This is a genomic window from Atlanticothrix silvestris CENA357, from assembly GCF_016056295.1.
Lineage (GTDB): Bacteria > Cyanobacteriota > Cyanobacteriia > Cyanobacteriales > Nostocaceae > Atlanticothrix > Atlanticothrix silvestris.
The window spans coordinates 1-15230 of record NZ_JAECZB010000017.1 but is presented as its reverse complement, the minus strand read 5'-3'; the positions used below and the strand labels follow the sequence as shown (position 1 = coordinate 15230).

Genomic DNA, 15230 nt, shown 5'->3' with positions numbered 1-15230 from the left:
TAGGTTTTTACGCGATCGCTACTAATTACGCTATTCTATGCACATTTTCTTAAGATGTAGATATAATGCAAGCAAGTACTTACATTTACAAGTTCTTGCTTGATTAGCATATCAAATTTAGCGCCTAAAACTGCACAGACTTGTGCAAGAGTAATGTCCTAAATACACAGAGGTATAGTAGCGAATGTTACATAAAAAATTAGATCGATTGATTCGTGTATGGTATTAGCACTGTGCCAATCAACCCAGATTATTTCTCTACTTGCGTAAAGGTTTTGCGAATTGTAGATATAGAAAAAATAGCTGAGAAATCTTTATATAAAGCTTTCTCAACAAAGATCATAGATTGCCAAATCTAAAAGATAAGAAAACTAAAATGTCCCATTCTGAGTTCCCCGATTCCTCGGTTCCCGTTGAAACAGAACAATCTGCTGTTAAGGATTCCAGTCAGATTGAAAAACAAGATCTACTACCAGAGTTAGAGCAATCATCTAAATCAACTCAAAAGCGCCGTTGGCCGTTAATTTTGGGAATCATGCTGTTAATTGTAGGCGGCGGTCTTGGTTGGCGCTGGTGGCAAAGTAGCTTGGCTGGAAATGCACCCGCAGGTGCTGGGGCTGCTGGTCAACCGCAGGCAATTCCTGTCAAATTGGCTACTGTAGAAACTGGAACTATCCAAGAAGCTTCTGAGTTTGTAGGTACTTTAGAGGCTCCACGCTCAGTAGCACTAAAGCCAGAGATTGATGGGCGAGTTACTCAGATTTTATTTAAAGAAGGCGATCGCGTCCAACAAGGGCAAGCTGTGATTCGCCTGCAAAGCGATGATGCCCAAGCCCAGCTACTACAAGCTAAAGCCTCAGTAGAACAAGCCCAAGCACGTCTTGCTGAACTCAAAGCGGGTACGCGAAAAGAAGAAATTGCCCAAGCCAGAGCGCAGTTTACTCAAGCCCAAGCCCGCCTGAAAAATGCCCAATCGGGAGCGCAACCAGAAGAAATTGCCCAAGCCCAAGCCCAAATTGAATCAGCTAAATCTGATTTAGAACTAGCGCAGTCACGCGCCAAGCGATACGAACAATTAAGAAAAGAGGGTGCAATTTCCGAAGATCAGTTAGATGGATATGTTCGAGAACAACGCAGTGCTGAAGCTGCACTAGTTGTAGCCCAGCGACGTTTAGACCAACTCCGCGAAAGTAGGCGCTCTGATATTAGCGAGCTAACTGCTGCTGTGGAACAACAAGAACAAAACTTAAGGCAACTGGAGAACGGCCCCCGTCCAGAAGAAATTGCTCAAGCCCGTTCTCAAGTTACTCAAGCAGCTGCCCAAGTTAAAGCAGCCCAAGTCCAATTGCAATATACAAGGGTTGTGGCTCCTTTTACTGGTATTGTCGGTGATATCCCGGTGAAGGTGGGAGAGTTTGTTAGTCAAGGCGACGAACTCACTACACTCAACAGGAACAATTCTTTAGAACTGAATATATCCATTCCTCTCAATCAAGCTCAACAGTTGCGCTTGGGATTACCCGTGCAAATTCTGGATGCTCAAGGGCAACCCACAGCTACAGGTAAGGTGAGTTTTATTTCGCCAAATGCCAATACAAATTCCCAGACAGTTTTAGCTAAAGCTATATTTGGCAATTCCAGCGATCAATTACTGAATCGCCAACTCGTACAAACCAGAGTCATTTGGGAAGAACGTCCAGGTATTTTAATTCCAGTTACAGCAATATCTCGTCTAGGTGGGCAGACTTTTGTGTTTGTAGCTGAAGCACCCGAAAAATCTCAACCAGGAGCGCCGCCCTTGGTGGCTAAACAAAAGCCTATCAAGTTGGGAGAAATTGAGGACAGTAATTATCAAGTTATTGAAGGACTGAAGACTGGTGAAAAAATTGTTGTTTCCGGCATTCTCAACTTAACTAACGGCGCTCCAATCATGCCTGCCTCTGAAGAAATGGGTAGTGGGAAGCCCTCACCCAATTTATAACTAATTCCCAATTTCCATCTACCCATTTCTAAAACTATGTTTGTCGATTTTTTTATTAAGCGACCAGTTTTTGCTACGGTTGCTGCGTTGATTATTCTTATACTAGGGTTAATTAGTATTCCGACGCTGGCGATCGCCCGTTTTCCAGACATTACTCCTACTCAAATCAGCATTACTGCTAACTACAGCGGAGCCAGTGCTGAAGATGTGGAAAGCGGAGTCACGAATATTTTAGAAAGGCAAATCAACGGTGTTGAGGGTATAAGATACATCACTTCTAGCAGTAGTAACGATGGCTCTAGTACTATTACTGCTACTTTTGATTCATCACGGAATCAAGATATTGCAGCGGTGGATGTGCAAAATCGTGTTTCTGTTGCCCAACCGCAACTACCAGAATCTGTACAGCGCACGGGAGTTAGAGTATCAAAAGAATCTAACAACATCCTTTTAGCAATTGGTTTATACCCTGAAAATAATGAATACAACAATACATTCTTAAGTAACTATGCTGACCTTTATCTGGCAGATGCCTTAAAAAGAGTCAAAGGTGTTAGCAATGTGCAAATTTTTGGCGAACGTCGCTATGCAATGCGACTGTGGCTAGATCCGAGTCGCCTAGCTAGTAGGGGACTAACGACTGAGGATGTATCAAACGCCCTATCTGAACAAAACTTGCAAATTGGGGCTGGGAGAATTGGGCAAGAACCTGCTCCCGAAGGACAAAGATATCAAATTGACGTGCGTGCCGCTAGTCGCTTGGCAACTCCAGAGGAATTTGCAGAAATTGTCCTCAAAACTGAAGATGATGGCACATTGGTTAAGCTTAAAGATGTCGGTAGAGCCGAACTAGGCGCGGAAAATTACAACACATTTTTGCGATTTCGCGGCAACGAGGCTGTAGGTTTAGGTATTTATCAGATTCCTGGTAGCAATGCCTTGGATGTAGCCAAAGGAGTTAAAGCCGAAATGGCACGATTAGCTCCTAGTTTTCCGCCTGGACTGAAATATCAAGTAGCCTTTGACACAACAGCATTTGTAGAAGAGTCGATGGCAGAAGTAGTCAAGACTCTAATTGAAGCGGTGGTGCTGGTTGTAATTGTAATTTTCGTCTTCTTGCAAGACTGGCGAACTACTTTAATTCCTGCCTTGACTGTTCCTTTGTCTTTGATTGGGACGTTTGTTTTTGCTAAAGTTTTTAACTTTTCCATTAATAGTTTGACTTTGTTTGGTCTGACTTTAGCATCTGGGATGGTGGTCGATGATGCGATCGTTGTAGTTGAGCAAATCAGCCGCTTTATCCAAGACAAAGGCATGAATCCCCGCCGCGCTGCCAGTGAATCGATGGCGGAACTGTTTGGGGCGGTGATTGCTACTTCACTAGTGCTAATGGCAGTGTTTGTGCCAGTAGCTTTCTTTCCGGGAACTACAGGGGCACTTTATCGGCAATTTGCGTTGACGATCGCCTTCTCGATTGCAATTTCGACTTTTTTGGCTTTGACTCTCACACCTTCTTTATGTGCGCTGCTATTGCGTCAAGGACAAAGACCTACCGGTTGGCTGGGGAAGATTTTTAACCAAGTTAATCGATTTCTAGATTGGGTACAAAGGGGCTATCAGCGATCGCTCACTTTTCTAGTACGCTTCAAAAGCGTCATCATTGGGCTATTTATTGTTTCCTTGGGAATGACGGCTTGGCTTTACACCACAGTACCTACAGCCTTTCTACCAGAAGAAGACGAAGGCTATTTCATTACAATTATCCAAGGGCCGCAAGGAGTTTCGCTGCAATATACCAGCGATGTCATGGAACAAGTAGAAAAAGAAATTCTCAAAGTCCCTGAAGTTTTAGGGACTTTCGCCGTTGGTGGCTTTGGCTTTAGTGGTAGTACTGCCAACAGCGGTATTATATTTACTACTTTAAAACCGTGGGCTGAACGCTCCCAAGCAAGTCAATCAGCACAAGGAATTATCAGGAGTTTGCAAGGAAAATTGTTATCTATCCCTGAAGCAAGAGTTTTTCCTGTAAATCCACCACCTATTCAAGGATTAGGTAACTTTGGCGGCTTCGTTTTTCAACTGCAAGATCGTAGAGGTAACAGTGGTTTAGATACTTTAGTACAATCGATGGGTCAATTACTCGGTCGCGCCAATCAAACACCAGGATTACAAGCTGTATTTAGTACTTTTGCCGCAGATACACCACAACTGCTTGTGGAAGTAGACCGCAATAAAGCCAAGTCATTGCAAGTTTCTGTAGATGACATTTATAGTACCCTACAAACTGCTTTGGGCTCCCAATATGTCAACGATTTTAATCTTCAGCAACGTAATTATCGGGTGTATGTGCAAGCAGATCAACAGTTTCGCTCTAATCCCAAAGACATTGGTCAACTATATGTTCGTTCCCAAAGAAATGAAATGATTTCTTTGAATAACTTAGTCAAAGTTACTTCTGTGGTGGGAGCGCAAACAATTAATCACTATAATCTCTTTCGCTCAATTGAAATCAATGGCTCTGCGGCTCCTGGCTCAAGTTCTGGAGATGCCATTCAGGCAATGGAGCAGGTAGCTCAAGCAGTTTTACCACCAGGGTTTGGTTACGAATGGTCAGGAACTGCATTAGAAGAAATAGATTCTGGCAGTTTAGCACCGATGATTTTTGGTTTAGGAATTGTCTTTGTCTTTTTAGTGCTAGCTGCTCAATACGAGAATTACATAGATCCTTTAATCATTTTGCTTGCAGTGCCTTTAGCTATTTTTGGCGCACTTATAGCTCAATCGCTGCGGGGTTTTGCTAATGATGTTTACTGCCAAATTGGGTTGGTAATGTTAATTGGTTTAGCGAGTAAAAATGCAATTTTGATTGTGGAATTTGCCAATCAATTGCGAGACCAAGGGCTATCAATTACTAAGGCTGCTATTGAGGCTTCCCAAGAGCGTTTACGACCAATTTTAATGACAGCTTTTTCTACTCTTTTGGGCATTTTTCCCTTGGCGATCGCTACAGGTGCAGGTGCGGGAAGTCGTCAGTCTTTGGGAACCACAGTATTTGGTGGGATGTTGGTTGCTACTTTCTTAAGTTTGTTTGTAGTGCCAATTTTGTATATCGTGATTAAATCGGCTACAGAGCGCGTAATCAAACCAAATCGCGAGCAAACACAACCATAGCAATTTTGTCTGAGCATGAGTACATGGGTAGGGACACGCAATGCCGTGTCCTTACAAGTATCTATCTATATTCATCTATGACTAATTGTTTTTTTGTACCTTACCCATCTGGGAACCGCTATATCAAAGGGTAACTTAACAATAAAAGTACTACCTTTATTTAATTCACTTTGCACACTTAAGTTACCATGATGTGCCTGGACAATTGCTTGTGCGATCGCCAACCCTAATCCAGAACCACCAGTGTTACGGGAGCGATCGCTATGTACCCGATAGAAGCGATCAAAAATTCGCGGTATTTCTGGTTGAGGAATGCCAATGCCTGTATCTTGCATCTGAATTACAGCATAATTCTCACTGCAATTTACAAGAACAGTTACCTTTCCACCTTTTGGGGTGTATTGAATGGCATTGACAATTAAATTAGAAAATAGGCGATAAAGCTGATCTTCATTGCCGATAATATTTAGGGGTTTTGATATCTGTGTTGTAGATGTTAATGTAATGTCGTTGGCGATCGCTAAAGCTGCAAACTCTTCTATTAAGTCGTTGATAATATCATTCAAGTGGCAAATTTCACTTTGTAGTGGCACAGATTGACGATCTAAGCGAGTCAGCAGCAATAAGTCTGTAACCAGAGTTGTCAACCGCTGATTTTGACGATATATAGTTTGTAGAATCTCCCGCGCCTCTATTTCATTTAGTTGAGACATCATTAGCGCTGATTCTACTGTTGCTTGTGTTGCTGCTAAAGGTGTCCGCAATTCATGAGCTGCATCTGCTGTAAATTGCTGGACTTGTCTGTATGAGCGATAAATAGGTTGCATTGCTAATCCTGCTAACCACCAACTCGCAAGACCAACCAGACCAATTACAATTGGTGAACCTAATCCTAAAGTCAGTTTTACCGCATCTAGATAATTATTAAAGTCTTCGAGACTTCGCCCTACTTGGATGTAACCCCAATCACGATTGTCTAGAGTGTGCAGCATCAATGTAATTTGGTGGTAAAACTTGCCTTTATTGTCTTGGAGTGTCTGCCATAGTTCCTGATTAAATTTTGTTGACAAGCCTGCTGGATAAGAACCACCTACGGCAAACAAATTTCCTAAATTATCAAATAAACGTACATAGTAGTGACCTTGATGAATAGCGCTAAGAGTGTGACGTTGGGAAGTTGATAGCTCTGGAATACACTGTTTTCCTACTACGCAGATATTTGGTAAAAGCTCTTTGATAACTGGTTCTAACTGCCCAGGTTGTTGTAGTTTCAGTTCAATACTATCGTGGAGAGTTCCTGCAACTGATTCTATTTCTTGATCTAACGTCATCCAATGGGCATGGGATATTGCTTTATAAATGCCAAACCCGCATAAGCTTAAAATCAAAGCCATAACAAGCGCATACCATAATGCCAAATGCAGACGTGTCTGCTGAAATAGTTTATTTTGATTCATAATCAAACATCATTGGCAGCCATACAGCTTGAGCCTGTTAAATAAAGAAAGCTGTAAATGTCAAAAATTAAGTGCTAAATTATATCAATTCTGTAGATTTTTGGGAATCTTAGAGGTAATAGGCTGATGGAGATCGTTATATGGATCACATAAGAAATGGCAACTCCCAAAAATTGACAGCACAACAAGCGAATAAATTAAATAATGTGTTTGACAGAGCCAAAGAGTTCGAGATACTACTTATGTCTTTTTCAGAGGACAATTCTAATTGCAGTCGTTGTAAAGTCGTTGTTTTACCACAACCAACAACACCTGTTATCGCAATCAAACGACCTTGCCTAATTTGGGGTTTGAGTTCTTTGAATAGATTTGTCTGCTCTTGGGTCTCAAAATAGCCCACATGATCTAAGGTACGTTTCAGACCAAAATAAGTCATGACATCACTCAACATGGCTCGTACCTGTAATGGGGTTAAAGAAATCTCGAATTTGTTTGATTACCTCCTGCTTATTGAGAGTAGTCAGCAGAACCGCATCAATATAAGCCATCTGTTCTGAGGTGAGTTTGGCTAATGGGCGTGCCAAATAATCAGCGATCGCTAATTTGGCTGCAATCACCGTGCTGAATGTCAGTTCTTGAAATGGGTTAGGGTCAACAAAGGGCTGCACCTTTAGTTGGGTTGTATTACTCCCGAATTCTGGCTGATTGCCTTTACCAATCACAGAGTTCGGTAAAGACAACTCTTGAGCCAAAGATTCAATTCGCTCTGCCCGTTTCTGCGTTCGTGTTTTCTTGAAACTACGGTAGCGATGTAGGGGGATTGGGCCATCCACAGGCAGAAACGGCCCGTAGCGACGTTCTTTGTGTTCTACGTACAGTTCGTTATCGAACAAGCCCCACCACAGAACAACAGTTTCTCCAGCCAAATCTGGTTCCACCTCATAAGCCACCCCCTCAACTGTAACGCGAGCATCGATGCCTACCTTACGGCGTTCGGGTGAGCGTGCAAATGTACAAAAACGTTCCCAATTACACATTTGACGGATGCCTAACTCAGGTAAATTGCTCACCCAGTCCTCCATCCGGGAATGGGGTTCGCTGCGATGGGATCGGTTATTGTAATGGAGCAAAAACTTCATCAACCATGCATTCGCCTCGGCTTCGGTCTCCGGTTCATGCAAATGGTAAAGAGTTTCGTGCATTTCTTTAACAGTGCGAAAGGGTCTTTCTACCTTCCCCTTAGAACGAGCCGTCACCCGCCGTCCATCCTTGCCATTAGGTAAATGCGTACGTACTTCAATCCCCAAATAACCCATGACTTTTTGAAACACTAAGCTCTTAGCAATAGGGCCATTGTCCATGTACAGCATTTGGGGAATGCCTTGAAAGGGAAAGTCTGTCTCCGCCTTAGGTGACATGGCGGCAAACATAAACCGCAGTGCTGCTTCCACATCCTCACCGTAAACACCGTGGTATTCTTGGTATGCAACACCGCTACGGTCATCCACGACACTATAAAGCATTAACAGCGGATGCCCCCGCCCCGGTTCTATGAAGGCTGGTGCTTTAACCTGCTTGAGGTCTGATGGACTGAGGCGGCGTGTCGGCGGACAGAGTACTCTGCCCGCCGAACCGCCTTGTCAAAATGCCAACATTGATTGCTAGATTCGGCCTGGAACTGTTGCTGTAATTCGGCTTTGCATTGAGTCATCCAGTACCATACCTTGTTTGGCGATATGGACGTTAATTCCCCGACGCACGCAGCACTCCAGCATTTCTAATACTTGTAGGGTGGAGCGTGCCATCCGACTAACTTCTGAAAAAATGATTACATCGGATTCTTGGGCTGTTTTGTTTTACTATTTGACTCAATTGCTGCCGCTAGTGAGATTGCCCTGATGCTTAACGGTGAGTGGGATGGCTGCAATGGTGTGATAATAGCTAAATGTGATGAGGTAGCTGTTACACTGCTGCCAAACTTAAGACAGCTACATGGTGTTATCAAGGCGCATCAAAAGCTGTTTTAGACAGAGTAACACCTGATAAAATTTTACGCCGTTATGCAATGGGAGAAAGAAATTTTATTAATGCTAATTTGAGGTGTGCAGTACTTGCGTCAGTAAAGTTGAGTGAAGTTAACTTAAGTTATGCTCAGTTAAGTTGGGCAAACCTCAGTCAAGCCAACTTAAATAAAGCTGATTTAACAGCAGCAGACCTCAGCCAAACTAATTTAAGTGGAGCTAATCTCAATAACGCATACCTAATGAGGACAAACTTAAGCAGGGCAAATCTGCAACAAGCTTCACTGAGGGGTACTAATCTCAGTAGCGCTAATTTAAGTGAAGTTAACCTCACTAATGCAAATTTAACAGGAGCTAATCTAGCGCTAGCAGACTTAAGAGGAGCAAATTTCTACTTGTGCAATTTGAGTGGGGCTAACCTAACAGATGCCAAGTTAATTGAAAGTGACTTAGCTTTTGCTAGACAATGATCGCGCTTGGTGATGTGCAACTATTTCAACTTTTAGCAAGCTTCGGAAATTTATTCTCATAACAATCACGACATATCTAAGACACGTTACCACCACGAGCCAATCTCTTGAGTGAATTGGGTTTTTGCTGTGGTGTTATACAAAATTTTTTCCAGTTCAATGCCAACGTGTTATACCATTTCACGAAAAATTTGATACAGATTTAACCATTGAAAGGTTTACATCTGTATCAAGGTTTTTTAATTGCGAATTGCGACTTGCGATCTTTGCAGCGTAAAGCCTGCGGCATAGCTACGCTTAGAGCGACGAAGGAGCGTCATTGTGAATTGGTATTAGAGTCCGCCCCAATTATGAAACCAAAGGATTATACTTTTTTGGTACTTGAGGATTTTGATATGTTGCCCTGGACTAGTCTTATAACTGCTCTGACACTGCTACTCTACTTGGTCATCACAATTAATGTTGGTCGAGCCAGAGCCAAGTATAAAGTATCCCCTCCTCAAATGACAGGAAATGCCGACTTTGAGCGAGTGTTGCGTGTTCAGCAAAATACCCTAGAGCAGCTAGTTTTCTTCTTACCCGCCTTGTGGTTGTTCTCTTTGTACGTCAATTCATTTTGGGGGGCGCTTGTTGGTGCTATCTGGCTTATGGGTCGAAGTGTCTACGCTTGGGGATACTATCAGGCTGCCGAAAAGCGGATGATTGGCTTTGTCATCAGTTCTTTCAGCAGTATAGTGCTACTCTTGGGTTCGCTAGTTGGTATCATCTTATCTTTGGTGCAGCCATAAATCATTTGCTAGATAATGATGAGTAGAGCTGAGAGGTGATGTCTACGCCTGCGATCGCCTCGTTTTGTCGGAGATACTATAGCTGATAGCCATACTTAAAATTTTTGAACCAAGAACGACTTCATAAGGATTACAAATAGTGCAAGTTCTCAAAAGATCCATCAAACCAGAAACCTATATATCGTTCCTCCACATCTACCAAACTATTTGGGGGATTGCTGGTGATATTTGTTTAATCCGTGAATCTGTAGCTAATTCAAGTGCATCGAAGTTTGTAGGTCGCAAACTTCAACTAGCCCTCCCAAAAGGGATGGAGCGCGATCGCTTGGTGGGCGTTCCGGTGATAAAAGTTGCAGGTAATGTAGGCGACGGACATCCTAAAGATCACCCGTCGCAATGGGAGGCTTATGAAGGTGTAGATAGGGAAATAGCGATCGCGGCTCTGAAACCTTGGGGCTTTAATTTGACGGATGAAACAGCCTAAAACAAAAGGCTATCAGGTAGTCCACCCATTTTTTATTGAAATTCCCTTAGAGGAAATGAAAGGCGATTCAGTTAGAAGCTGCGATCGCCTTTCATGTTTGAACTTCATGCGGCAGTACCCAAATAAGCGCTAAACTAAAGTAAATTAGCAGCTATACATTTTCGATACATGAAAGCTTTCATCTGCTATGTTACTCTGCTCGGATTTGGTGCTAGCTTATTAGCTAATAGTCCTAGTACTGCCAATGAATTATCTATTAATAAAAATAGTCTTGTTGTTGCAGAAACTGCTAGTAGTGAAGAATTCATTGCTAGGGGAAATGAACCATTTTGGAGCGTCACCGTCAGCAAACGTGGCATTGTTTACTCTTCGCCAGATGTTAAAAAGCAGGTATTTCCCTATGTTGTCCCATTAAAAGCACAAGGACGTACCGCAGATCTCGTGCGAGTATACAAATTAAAAAATAGGGGTAACAATACATTAATCATTAAAAAAGTTGATACCTGTAGTGATGGTATGTCAGACAAAAATTATCTCTATTCGGCTATTTTCATTTTGGGTAATACGGTTTTAGAAGGTTGCGCTGAAAAACAATAAAACAAAATTATACCAATTTTCTATGAAGTTGCACTTAATAACGAAGTGATGATACAATCCCATGCACAAATAGAAGCAATCACTTCTGCTGAGATGGAAACCTTGAACCTGTTTTAACTTTTATCTTAATTCATCTTTAGGCCCCTCGCTTGTTCACCGACCTTCGGTCGAGGGGACAGGGAACGGGCAACAGGCTAACAGTGAAGATTCTTGATGAGATGGGGAAATTGTTGCCTGTTCGTTCCCAGGGCGAACTAGTGGGTCAGAAGCCCCGCCCCCTTGGGGCGATTGTGTTGGGCGGGGTTTAAATCCCCGTCCAACACCCGTCCTGTTCCCTGTTCCCTGTTGCCTTTAACATCAAATTTTCTTAGCACCTTGGTATCAAGAAATGGAAAAGTATTTAGTCACCAAAGAAGAGATTGAGTCTTATGAAGGACTAGAAAAAATACATTTTCTCAACTCCAATGCTCGCAGATTGAATAAGTCTTTAGGAGATTTGACAGGTTTAAAAAATATCGGTTTCCACATCATTGAAGTAGAGCCTGGACGTGAATCAACGGAGCTTCACATGCACTATCACGAAGAAGAGTGTGTATACGTTCTTGAGGGAGAAGCTGAGGCAACAATTGGAGAAAGCGTTTATCCAGTTAAAGCAGGAGATTTTATTGGATATCGCGCTGGTGGTAAGCCGCATAAGCTGAAAAACACGGGCAATTCTATATTCAAATGTGTAGTAGTTGGTCAAAGACTAGACCATGATATCGGTGACTATCCAAATTTGCACAAGCGTATATATAGGAGCAAAGGTTTAAAGTGGAATCTAGTCGATATGGAAAATATAACTGAACCAATAGGAGGTAAGAAGGCATAACAGGTAGAATGCATTTCCTCAATCGAAACTTCGATTACCCCCGCCTCACCAACGTACCTGTTTATCTGTTCCCAAATAGCGTTTGTACTCGAAACCCATTTTCCATACCCTTAGATCCTTACACTTTATCATTTAGTGCATCTTCATAGAGAATATCATATCCGGCTTACTTAGTTATGAATCACGCATCTGTGCAAAAACCTGAAAACTCTTTCTCTCCCTGCTCCCTGCCCCCTGCGGTCTTAATGATAAGTCTTTACCCGGACACGATATAGTTGGTATTAGTATTTCGCCAAGTGAATTTAGTCGGGGGAAAGGGGAAAGGTGTTTTATCCTTTCCTCAATCCTCATAAGTGCATTTTTGGGTTGGTAGACGACTAGATTCTACCTAGGTTATGCAGCCCTAAGACAACACCCACTCCTAAAATATGGCCAAAAGCGGTAGTTGCCAATAACGCAGGCAGACCAAAACCACCAAATAAATTAGCTGATGGTAAGGCTGGTTCTGAGTTGGGATGTTTGATGGTAAATTTGCCAAAAGCAATGGCAATAATATTGACGAGAATTATAATTATCCCAACTGTCGGACTCCATTCCAGGGGTGTAGTGGCAGCAGCGAGTAAGGTTGAAGTAAACACCTGATTGGCTCCTGAAATTTATTAATGATTGAAAATATAATCTGAGAATTACTGAGGCAAATTCAATAAAAAGCCTGATTCTGCATTAATATTTAACACTTATTTTCAATACTTAATCAAATTATTGCCTAGCTATTGCTTACTTAAACGTATCTACGATCAATTTGCTAAAATATAAATAGATTTTTTTGATTACATGTATTAAAAATGTAACTCAAGATTTAGGCGATGTTTTCTTTATGAGACGCTTTGCGAACGATAAATAGCTAAGGCGTATATGCAAAAATTGTTTTAAAAATGACAACTGATAGTGAATGATGGTTGTGAGGGATAGCTCATACATCAAGCTGAAGTTAAGGTGCAATCGCTCGAAAGATAATTTACACTCAAAGTAATGCCGATTATTTGCAGCTTCTGTTATGTCCTCAACTCTAGATTCTTTGCCACCTGCTCTCGCTAAAATTGTCCAGCGCTTTCAACGTGCTGCTGAGCCTAAGCGACGCTACGAACAACTGATCTGGTATGCTCAGAAGCTCAATGAATTTCCCGAAGCTGACAAAGTACCAGAAAACAAAGTTCCTGGTTGTGTTTCTCAGGTCTATGTCACAGCAGCTTTAGATGATGATAAAGTTGTATTTCAAGGCGATTCTGATTCTCAATTAACTAAAGGATTAGTAGGACTTTTGGTGGAAGGGTTGAAGGGATTAACTCCCACCGAAATTGTACAACTTACCCCAGATTTTATTCAGGAAACTGGTTTAAATGTCAGTCTAACACCTTCTCGCGCTAATGGTTTTTATAACATTTTTAAAACCATGCAAAAAAAGGCGTTGGAATGTAAGTTAGATATGCCTAACTAACACGGATAAGTGATAATTAATATCGCAAATTAGAGTTAGGAGTTGAAAATTTTAACTTCTAGCTTTGAAACTTGAATAACAATAAAAAATTAATCTGATGTCAACCAATTTATTATCAACTGATAATCCTGTGGGCTTTGGCGGAGTAGTTAAAGAATATGTATGGCATTGGAAAAATCAACCATTGCGCGTTATTTATGAGACTCTTGGCAAAGGTTCACCAATATTGCTACTCCCCGCTTTCAGCAGCGTTTCAACTCGTGAAGAAATGGGCGAACTAGCTAAATTACTAGCTCCTCACTTTCAAGCTGTAGCAGTAGACTGGCCGGGATTTGGGCAATCTTCTCGCCCTAGTTTAGATTACCAACCAGAAATATATCAGCAATTTCTAGAAGATTTTGTTAAAGCCGTTTTTAATACAAAAATTGCTGTCGTGGCGGCTGGACATGCTGCTAGTTATGTATTGCAACTAGCACTGAAACAACCTGCTGTATTTTCGCGGATTGTTTTGGTAGCACCCACTTGGCGTGGCCCTTTACCGACAATGGGGGCAAATCAACAAATAGCTGGCATGGTGAGAGGATTGGTGCGATCGCCTATACTTGGTCAAGTACTTTATAAAATCAACACTACACCATCTTTTTTAAGTTGGATGTACCGTCGCCATGTTTTTACGGATGAGTCTAAACTGACTCCCAGTTTCATCACCCAAAAATGGCAAACAACTCAACAACCAGGAGCCAGATTTGCTTCTGCTGCCTTTGTGACAGGCAATCTCGATGCCATACACGAACAACCTGATTTTCTAACACTTGCGCGATCGTTATCTATACCTTTGATGGTAGTAATTGGGGAATCTAGCCCACCAAAATCACGAGCAGAAATGGACGCTTTGGCAGCTTTGCCAGGAGTTACAAGTGTGATCATTCCTGGTTCATTAGGGCTACATGAGGAATATCCGGTAAATGTTTTAGAAGCGGTTCGGGGTTTTTTTTTCTCCCCTTGAACTAAACGAAGCAGTGCCAAGAAAACTGGAAAACGCAAATAACATCCAACCCAAACAGATATGTTTTCTTGTTTGCCAATCTTGTTTATTATTGGTTGTGGCGATCACATCGGCACTAATCTCAAACCTCCAACATGTCAATGCACCTATTCCCAAAAAAATACTACTAAAGATAGAGGTAATTGCAATTATTTTAAACAGGCGCTCAGTAAGAGTTTGCTGTATCTTTAAACGTTTGACAGCGCGGCGATGGCGAATAATAGCTAATTCATCTTTTTGTAGAAGCTCTATATGCCCTGGTTGAGCCAAAAGGGGCGCAATTTGTTGATTTCTCATGATTAGTGGTCACTTTAGTCAGAGATTCAAGTTTTAATAGCATTTGTATCACTAATCACATAGTAAACTGTTGGCATTGTTGAGACCACTTTCTATAGGAAGAATCAAGAACCACACTCACTCACAAGCAAAAAGTTTTGTAGGCGGATTTTCTGCCGTAATAACGCCATTTTGCACAATGGGGCGAACCCCCCGAAGTTCATCCTCTTGGAGAAATCCCTCCCATCGCTTTTAGCATCTCCCCTTTAGAGTTATACCAATTCACGAAAAATTTGATTCAAATAAAGCATCAAGAATAAAATCCCAACCTGTAATAGAAGCAACGATTGATGTGTTTAATTTTTCCAAACGCCTCCAGATAAATTGTCTTAACTCATCTAAAGTTCCAAAGCTTTCCCAAGCTAAATGCCTTTTAATTTCCTCCCATAATCGCTCAATTGGATTAACTTGGGGTGTGTGTGGAGGTTGAAATAATAAAATGATATTTTCTGGTATTTGAAGATGCTGGCTAAAATGAAAAGCTCCATTATCTAACTGAATAATATGGATA

Annotated in this window: 16 protein-coding genes and 1 pseudogene; 10 read left to right on the top strand and 7 right to left on the bottom strand. The window is 41.8% G+C overall.

All coding sequences use genetic code 11. From position 1 onward, the window contains the following. Nucleotides 1-376: 376 nt before the first annotated feature. Both I8751_RS09705 and I8751_RS09700 read left to right on the top strand, forming a co-directional pair. On the top strand, nucleotides 377-1981 hold the full coding sequence (locus tag I8751_RS09705; RefSeq protein WP_214438960.1) for an efflux RND transporter periplasmic adaptor subunit: 1605 nt from the start codon (nucleotides 377-379) through the stop codon (nucleotides 1979-1981). Nucleotides 1982-2017: 36 nt separating this feature from the next. Continuing rightward, nucleotides 2018-5152 (top strand): efflux RND transporter permease subunit, encoded by a 3135-nt coding sequence (locus tag I8751_RS09700; protein ID WP_214438959.1) that lies wholly within the window; start codon nucleotides 2018-2020, stop codon nucleotides 5150-5152. A 71-nt stretch (nucleotides 5153-5223) separates the two neighbouring features. On the opposite strand, the gene rppB is transcribed toward I8751_RS09700, so the two are convergent. The 4 genes and pseudogenes from rppB to I8751_RS09680 all read right to left on the bottom strand — a co-directional run bounded on the left by rppB (nucleotide 5224) and on the right by I8751_RS09680 (nucleotide 8414). Then, a complete protein-coding gene (gene rppB, locus I8751_RS09695; protein ID WP_214438958.1) occupies nucleotides 5224-6609 on the bottom strand; it encodes a two-component system sensor histidine kinase RppB in 1386 nt (461 codons plus the stop codon). A 145-nt stretch (nucleotides 6610-6754) separates the two neighbouring features. After that, nucleotides 6755-7060 (bottom strand): hypothetical protein, encoded by a 306-nt coding sequence (locus tag I8751_RS09690; protein ID WP_214438957.1) that lies wholly within the window; start codon nucleotides 7058-7060, stop codon nucleotides 6755-6757. After that, nucleotides 7050-8308, bottom strand: a pseudogene (locus I8751_RS09685) (IS481 family transposase); the annotation flags it as partial. The pseudogene I8751_RS09685 and the gene I8751_RS09690, both read right to left, overlap by 11 nt. Continuing rightward, nucleotides 8271-8414, bottom strand: a complete 144-nt coding sequence (locus I8751_RS09680; RefSeq protein ID WP_225894067.1) for a recombinase family protein — start codon at nucleotides 8412-8414, stop codon at nucleotides 8271-8273. The gene I8751_RS09680 and the pseudogene I8751_RS09685, both read right to left, overlap by 38 nt. Nucleotides 8415-8734: 320 nt before the next feature. Between I8751_RS09680 and I8751_RS09675 the strand changes: the two genes are divergently transcribed. The 6 genes from I8751_RS09675 to I8751_RS09650 all read left to right on the top strand — a co-directional run bounded on the left by I8751_RS09675 (nucleotide 8735) and on the right by I8751_RS09650 (nucleotide 11840). Then, complete coding sequence (locus I8751_RS09675) at nucleotides 8735-9100, top strand: pentapeptide repeat-containing protein (RefSeq protein ID WP_263973490.1); 366 nt, start codon at nucleotides 8735-8737, stop codon at nucleotides 9098-9100. Between the two features lie 395 nt (nucleotides 9101-9495). Beyond that, on the top strand, nucleotides 9496-9888 hold the full coding sequence (locus I8751_RS09670) for an MAPEG family protein (RefSeq protein WP_214439007.1): 393 nt from the start codon (nucleotides 9496-9498) through the stop codon (nucleotides 9886-9888). A 139-nt stretch (nucleotides 9889-10027) separates the two neighbouring features. Then, nucleotides 10028-10372 carry a hypothetical protein gene (locus I8751_RS09665; RefSeq protein ID WP_214438955.1) on the top strand — a complete coding sequence of 115 codons (345 nt, stop codon included), beginning with the start codon at nucleotides 10028-10030 and terminating at the stop codon, nucleotides 10370-10372. After that, the gene (locus I8751_RS09660; RefSeq protein ID WP_214439011.1) at nucleotides 10359-10505 is read left to right on the top strand and encodes a hypothetical protein; all 147 of its coding nucleotides are present in this window, start codon (nucleotides 10359-10361) and stop codon (nucleotides 10503-10505) included. Before I8751_RS09665 ends, I8751_RS09660 begins: the two co-directional genes overlap by 14 nt. Before the next feature lie 35 nt (nucleotides 10506-10540). After that, nucleotides 10541-10969, top strand: coding sequence for a COG3650 family protein (locus I8751_RS09655; protein WP_214438954.1), 429 nt, complete (start codon nucleotides 10541-10543; stop codon nucleotides 10967-10969). 388 nt (nucleotides 10970-11357) lie between these two features. Continuing rightward, complete coding sequence (locus tag I8751_RS09650; protein WP_214438953.1) at nucleotides 11358-11840, top strand: cupin domain-containing protein; 483 nt, start codon at nucleotides 11358-11360, stop codon at nucleotides 11838-11840. Nucleotides 11841-12217: 377 nt separating this feature from the next. Here I8751_RS09650 and psaK read toward each other — a convergent pair whose 3' ends face one another. Beyond that, nucleotides 12218-12478 (bottom strand): photosystem I reaction center subunit PsaK, encoded by a 261-nt coding sequence (psaK, locus tag I8751_RS09645; protein ID WP_214438952.1) that lies wholly within the window; start codon nucleotides 12476-12478, stop codon nucleotides 12218-12220. 419 nt (nucleotides 12479-12897) lie between these two features. On the opposite strand from psaK, the gene I8751_RS09640 reads away from it, so the two are divergent. Further along, complete coding sequence (locus I8751_RS09640) at nucleotides 12898-13338, top strand: SufE family protein (RefSeq protein ID WP_214438951.1); 441 nt, start codon at nucleotides 12898-12900, stop codon at nucleotides 13336-13338. Nucleotides 13339-13435: 97 nt separating this feature from the next. Next, complete coding sequence (locus tag I8751_RS09635; RefSeq protein WP_214438950.1) at nucleotides 13436-14344, top strand: alpha/beta fold hydrolase; 909 nt, start codon at nucleotides 13436-13438, stop codon at nucleotides 14342-14344. Here I8751_RS09635 and I8751_RS09630 read toward each other — a convergent pair. Both I8751_RS09630 and I8751_RS09625 read right to left on the bottom strand, forming a co-directional pair. Beyond that, on the bottom strand, nucleotides 14309-14680 hold the full coding sequence (locus tag I8751_RS09630) for a hypothetical protein (protein WP_214438949.1): 372 nt from the start codon (nucleotides 14678-14680) through the stop codon (nucleotides 14309-14311). The genes I8751_RS09635 and I8751_RS09630 overlap by 36 nt on opposite strands. A 261-nt stretch (nucleotides 14681-14941) precedes the next feature. Beyond that, nucleotides 14942-15230 (bottom strand): transposase (locus I8751_RS09625; RefSeq protein ID WP_214438948.1); only part of this gene is annotated, 289 nt, incomplete at its 5' end.

Bases quoted from the DNA above. Each gene is read 5' to 3' on its own strand.
- I8751_RS09705 (WP_214438960.1), top strand. From the start codon at position 377: ATGTCCCATTCTGAGTTCCCCGATTCCTCGGTTCCCGTTGAAACAGAA.
- I8751_RS09700 (WP_214438959.1), top strand. From the start codon at position 2,018: ATGTTTGTCGATTTTTTTATTAAGCGACCAGTTTTTGCTACGGTTGCT.
- rppB (WP_214438958.1), bottom strand. From the start codon at position 6,609: ATGAATCAAAATAAACTATTTCAGCAGACACGTCTGCATTTGGCATTA.
- I8751_RS09690 (WP_214438957.1), bottom strand. From the start codon at position 7,060: ATGTTGAGTGATGTCATGACTTATTTTGGTCTGAAACGTACCTTAGAT.
- I8751_RS09680 (WP_225894067.1), bottom strand. From the start codon at position 8,414: ATGGCACGCTCCACCCTACAAGTATTAGAAATGCTGGAGTGCTGCGTG.
- I8751_RS09670 (WP_214439007.1), top strand. From the start codon at position 9,496: ATGTTGCCCTGGACTAGTCTTATAACTGCTCTGACACTGCTACTCTAC.
- I8751_RS09660 (WP_214439011.1), top strand. From the start codon at position 10,359: ATGAAACAGCCTAAAACAAAAGGCTATCAGGTAGTCCACCCATTTTTT.
- I8751_RS09655 (WP_214438954.1), top strand. From the start codon at position 10,541: ATGAAAGCTTTCATCTGCTATGTTACTCTGCTCGGATTTGGTGCTAGC.
- I8751_RS09650 (WP_214438953.1), top strand. From the start codon at position 11,358: ATGGAAAAGTATTTAGTCACCAAAGAAGAGATTGAGTCTTATGAAGGA.
- I8751_RS09640 (WP_214438951.1), top strand. From the start codon at position 12,898: ATGTCCTCAACTCTAGATTCTTTGCCACCTGCTCTCGCTAAAATTGTC.
- I8751_RS09635 (WP_214438950.1), top strand. From the start codon at position 13,436: ATGTCAACCAATTTATTATCAACTGATAATCCTGTGGGCTTTGGCGGA.
- I8751_RS09630 (WP_214438949.1), bottom strand. From the start codon at position 14,680: ATGAGAAATCAACAAATTGCGCCCCTTTTGGCTCAACCAGGGCATATA.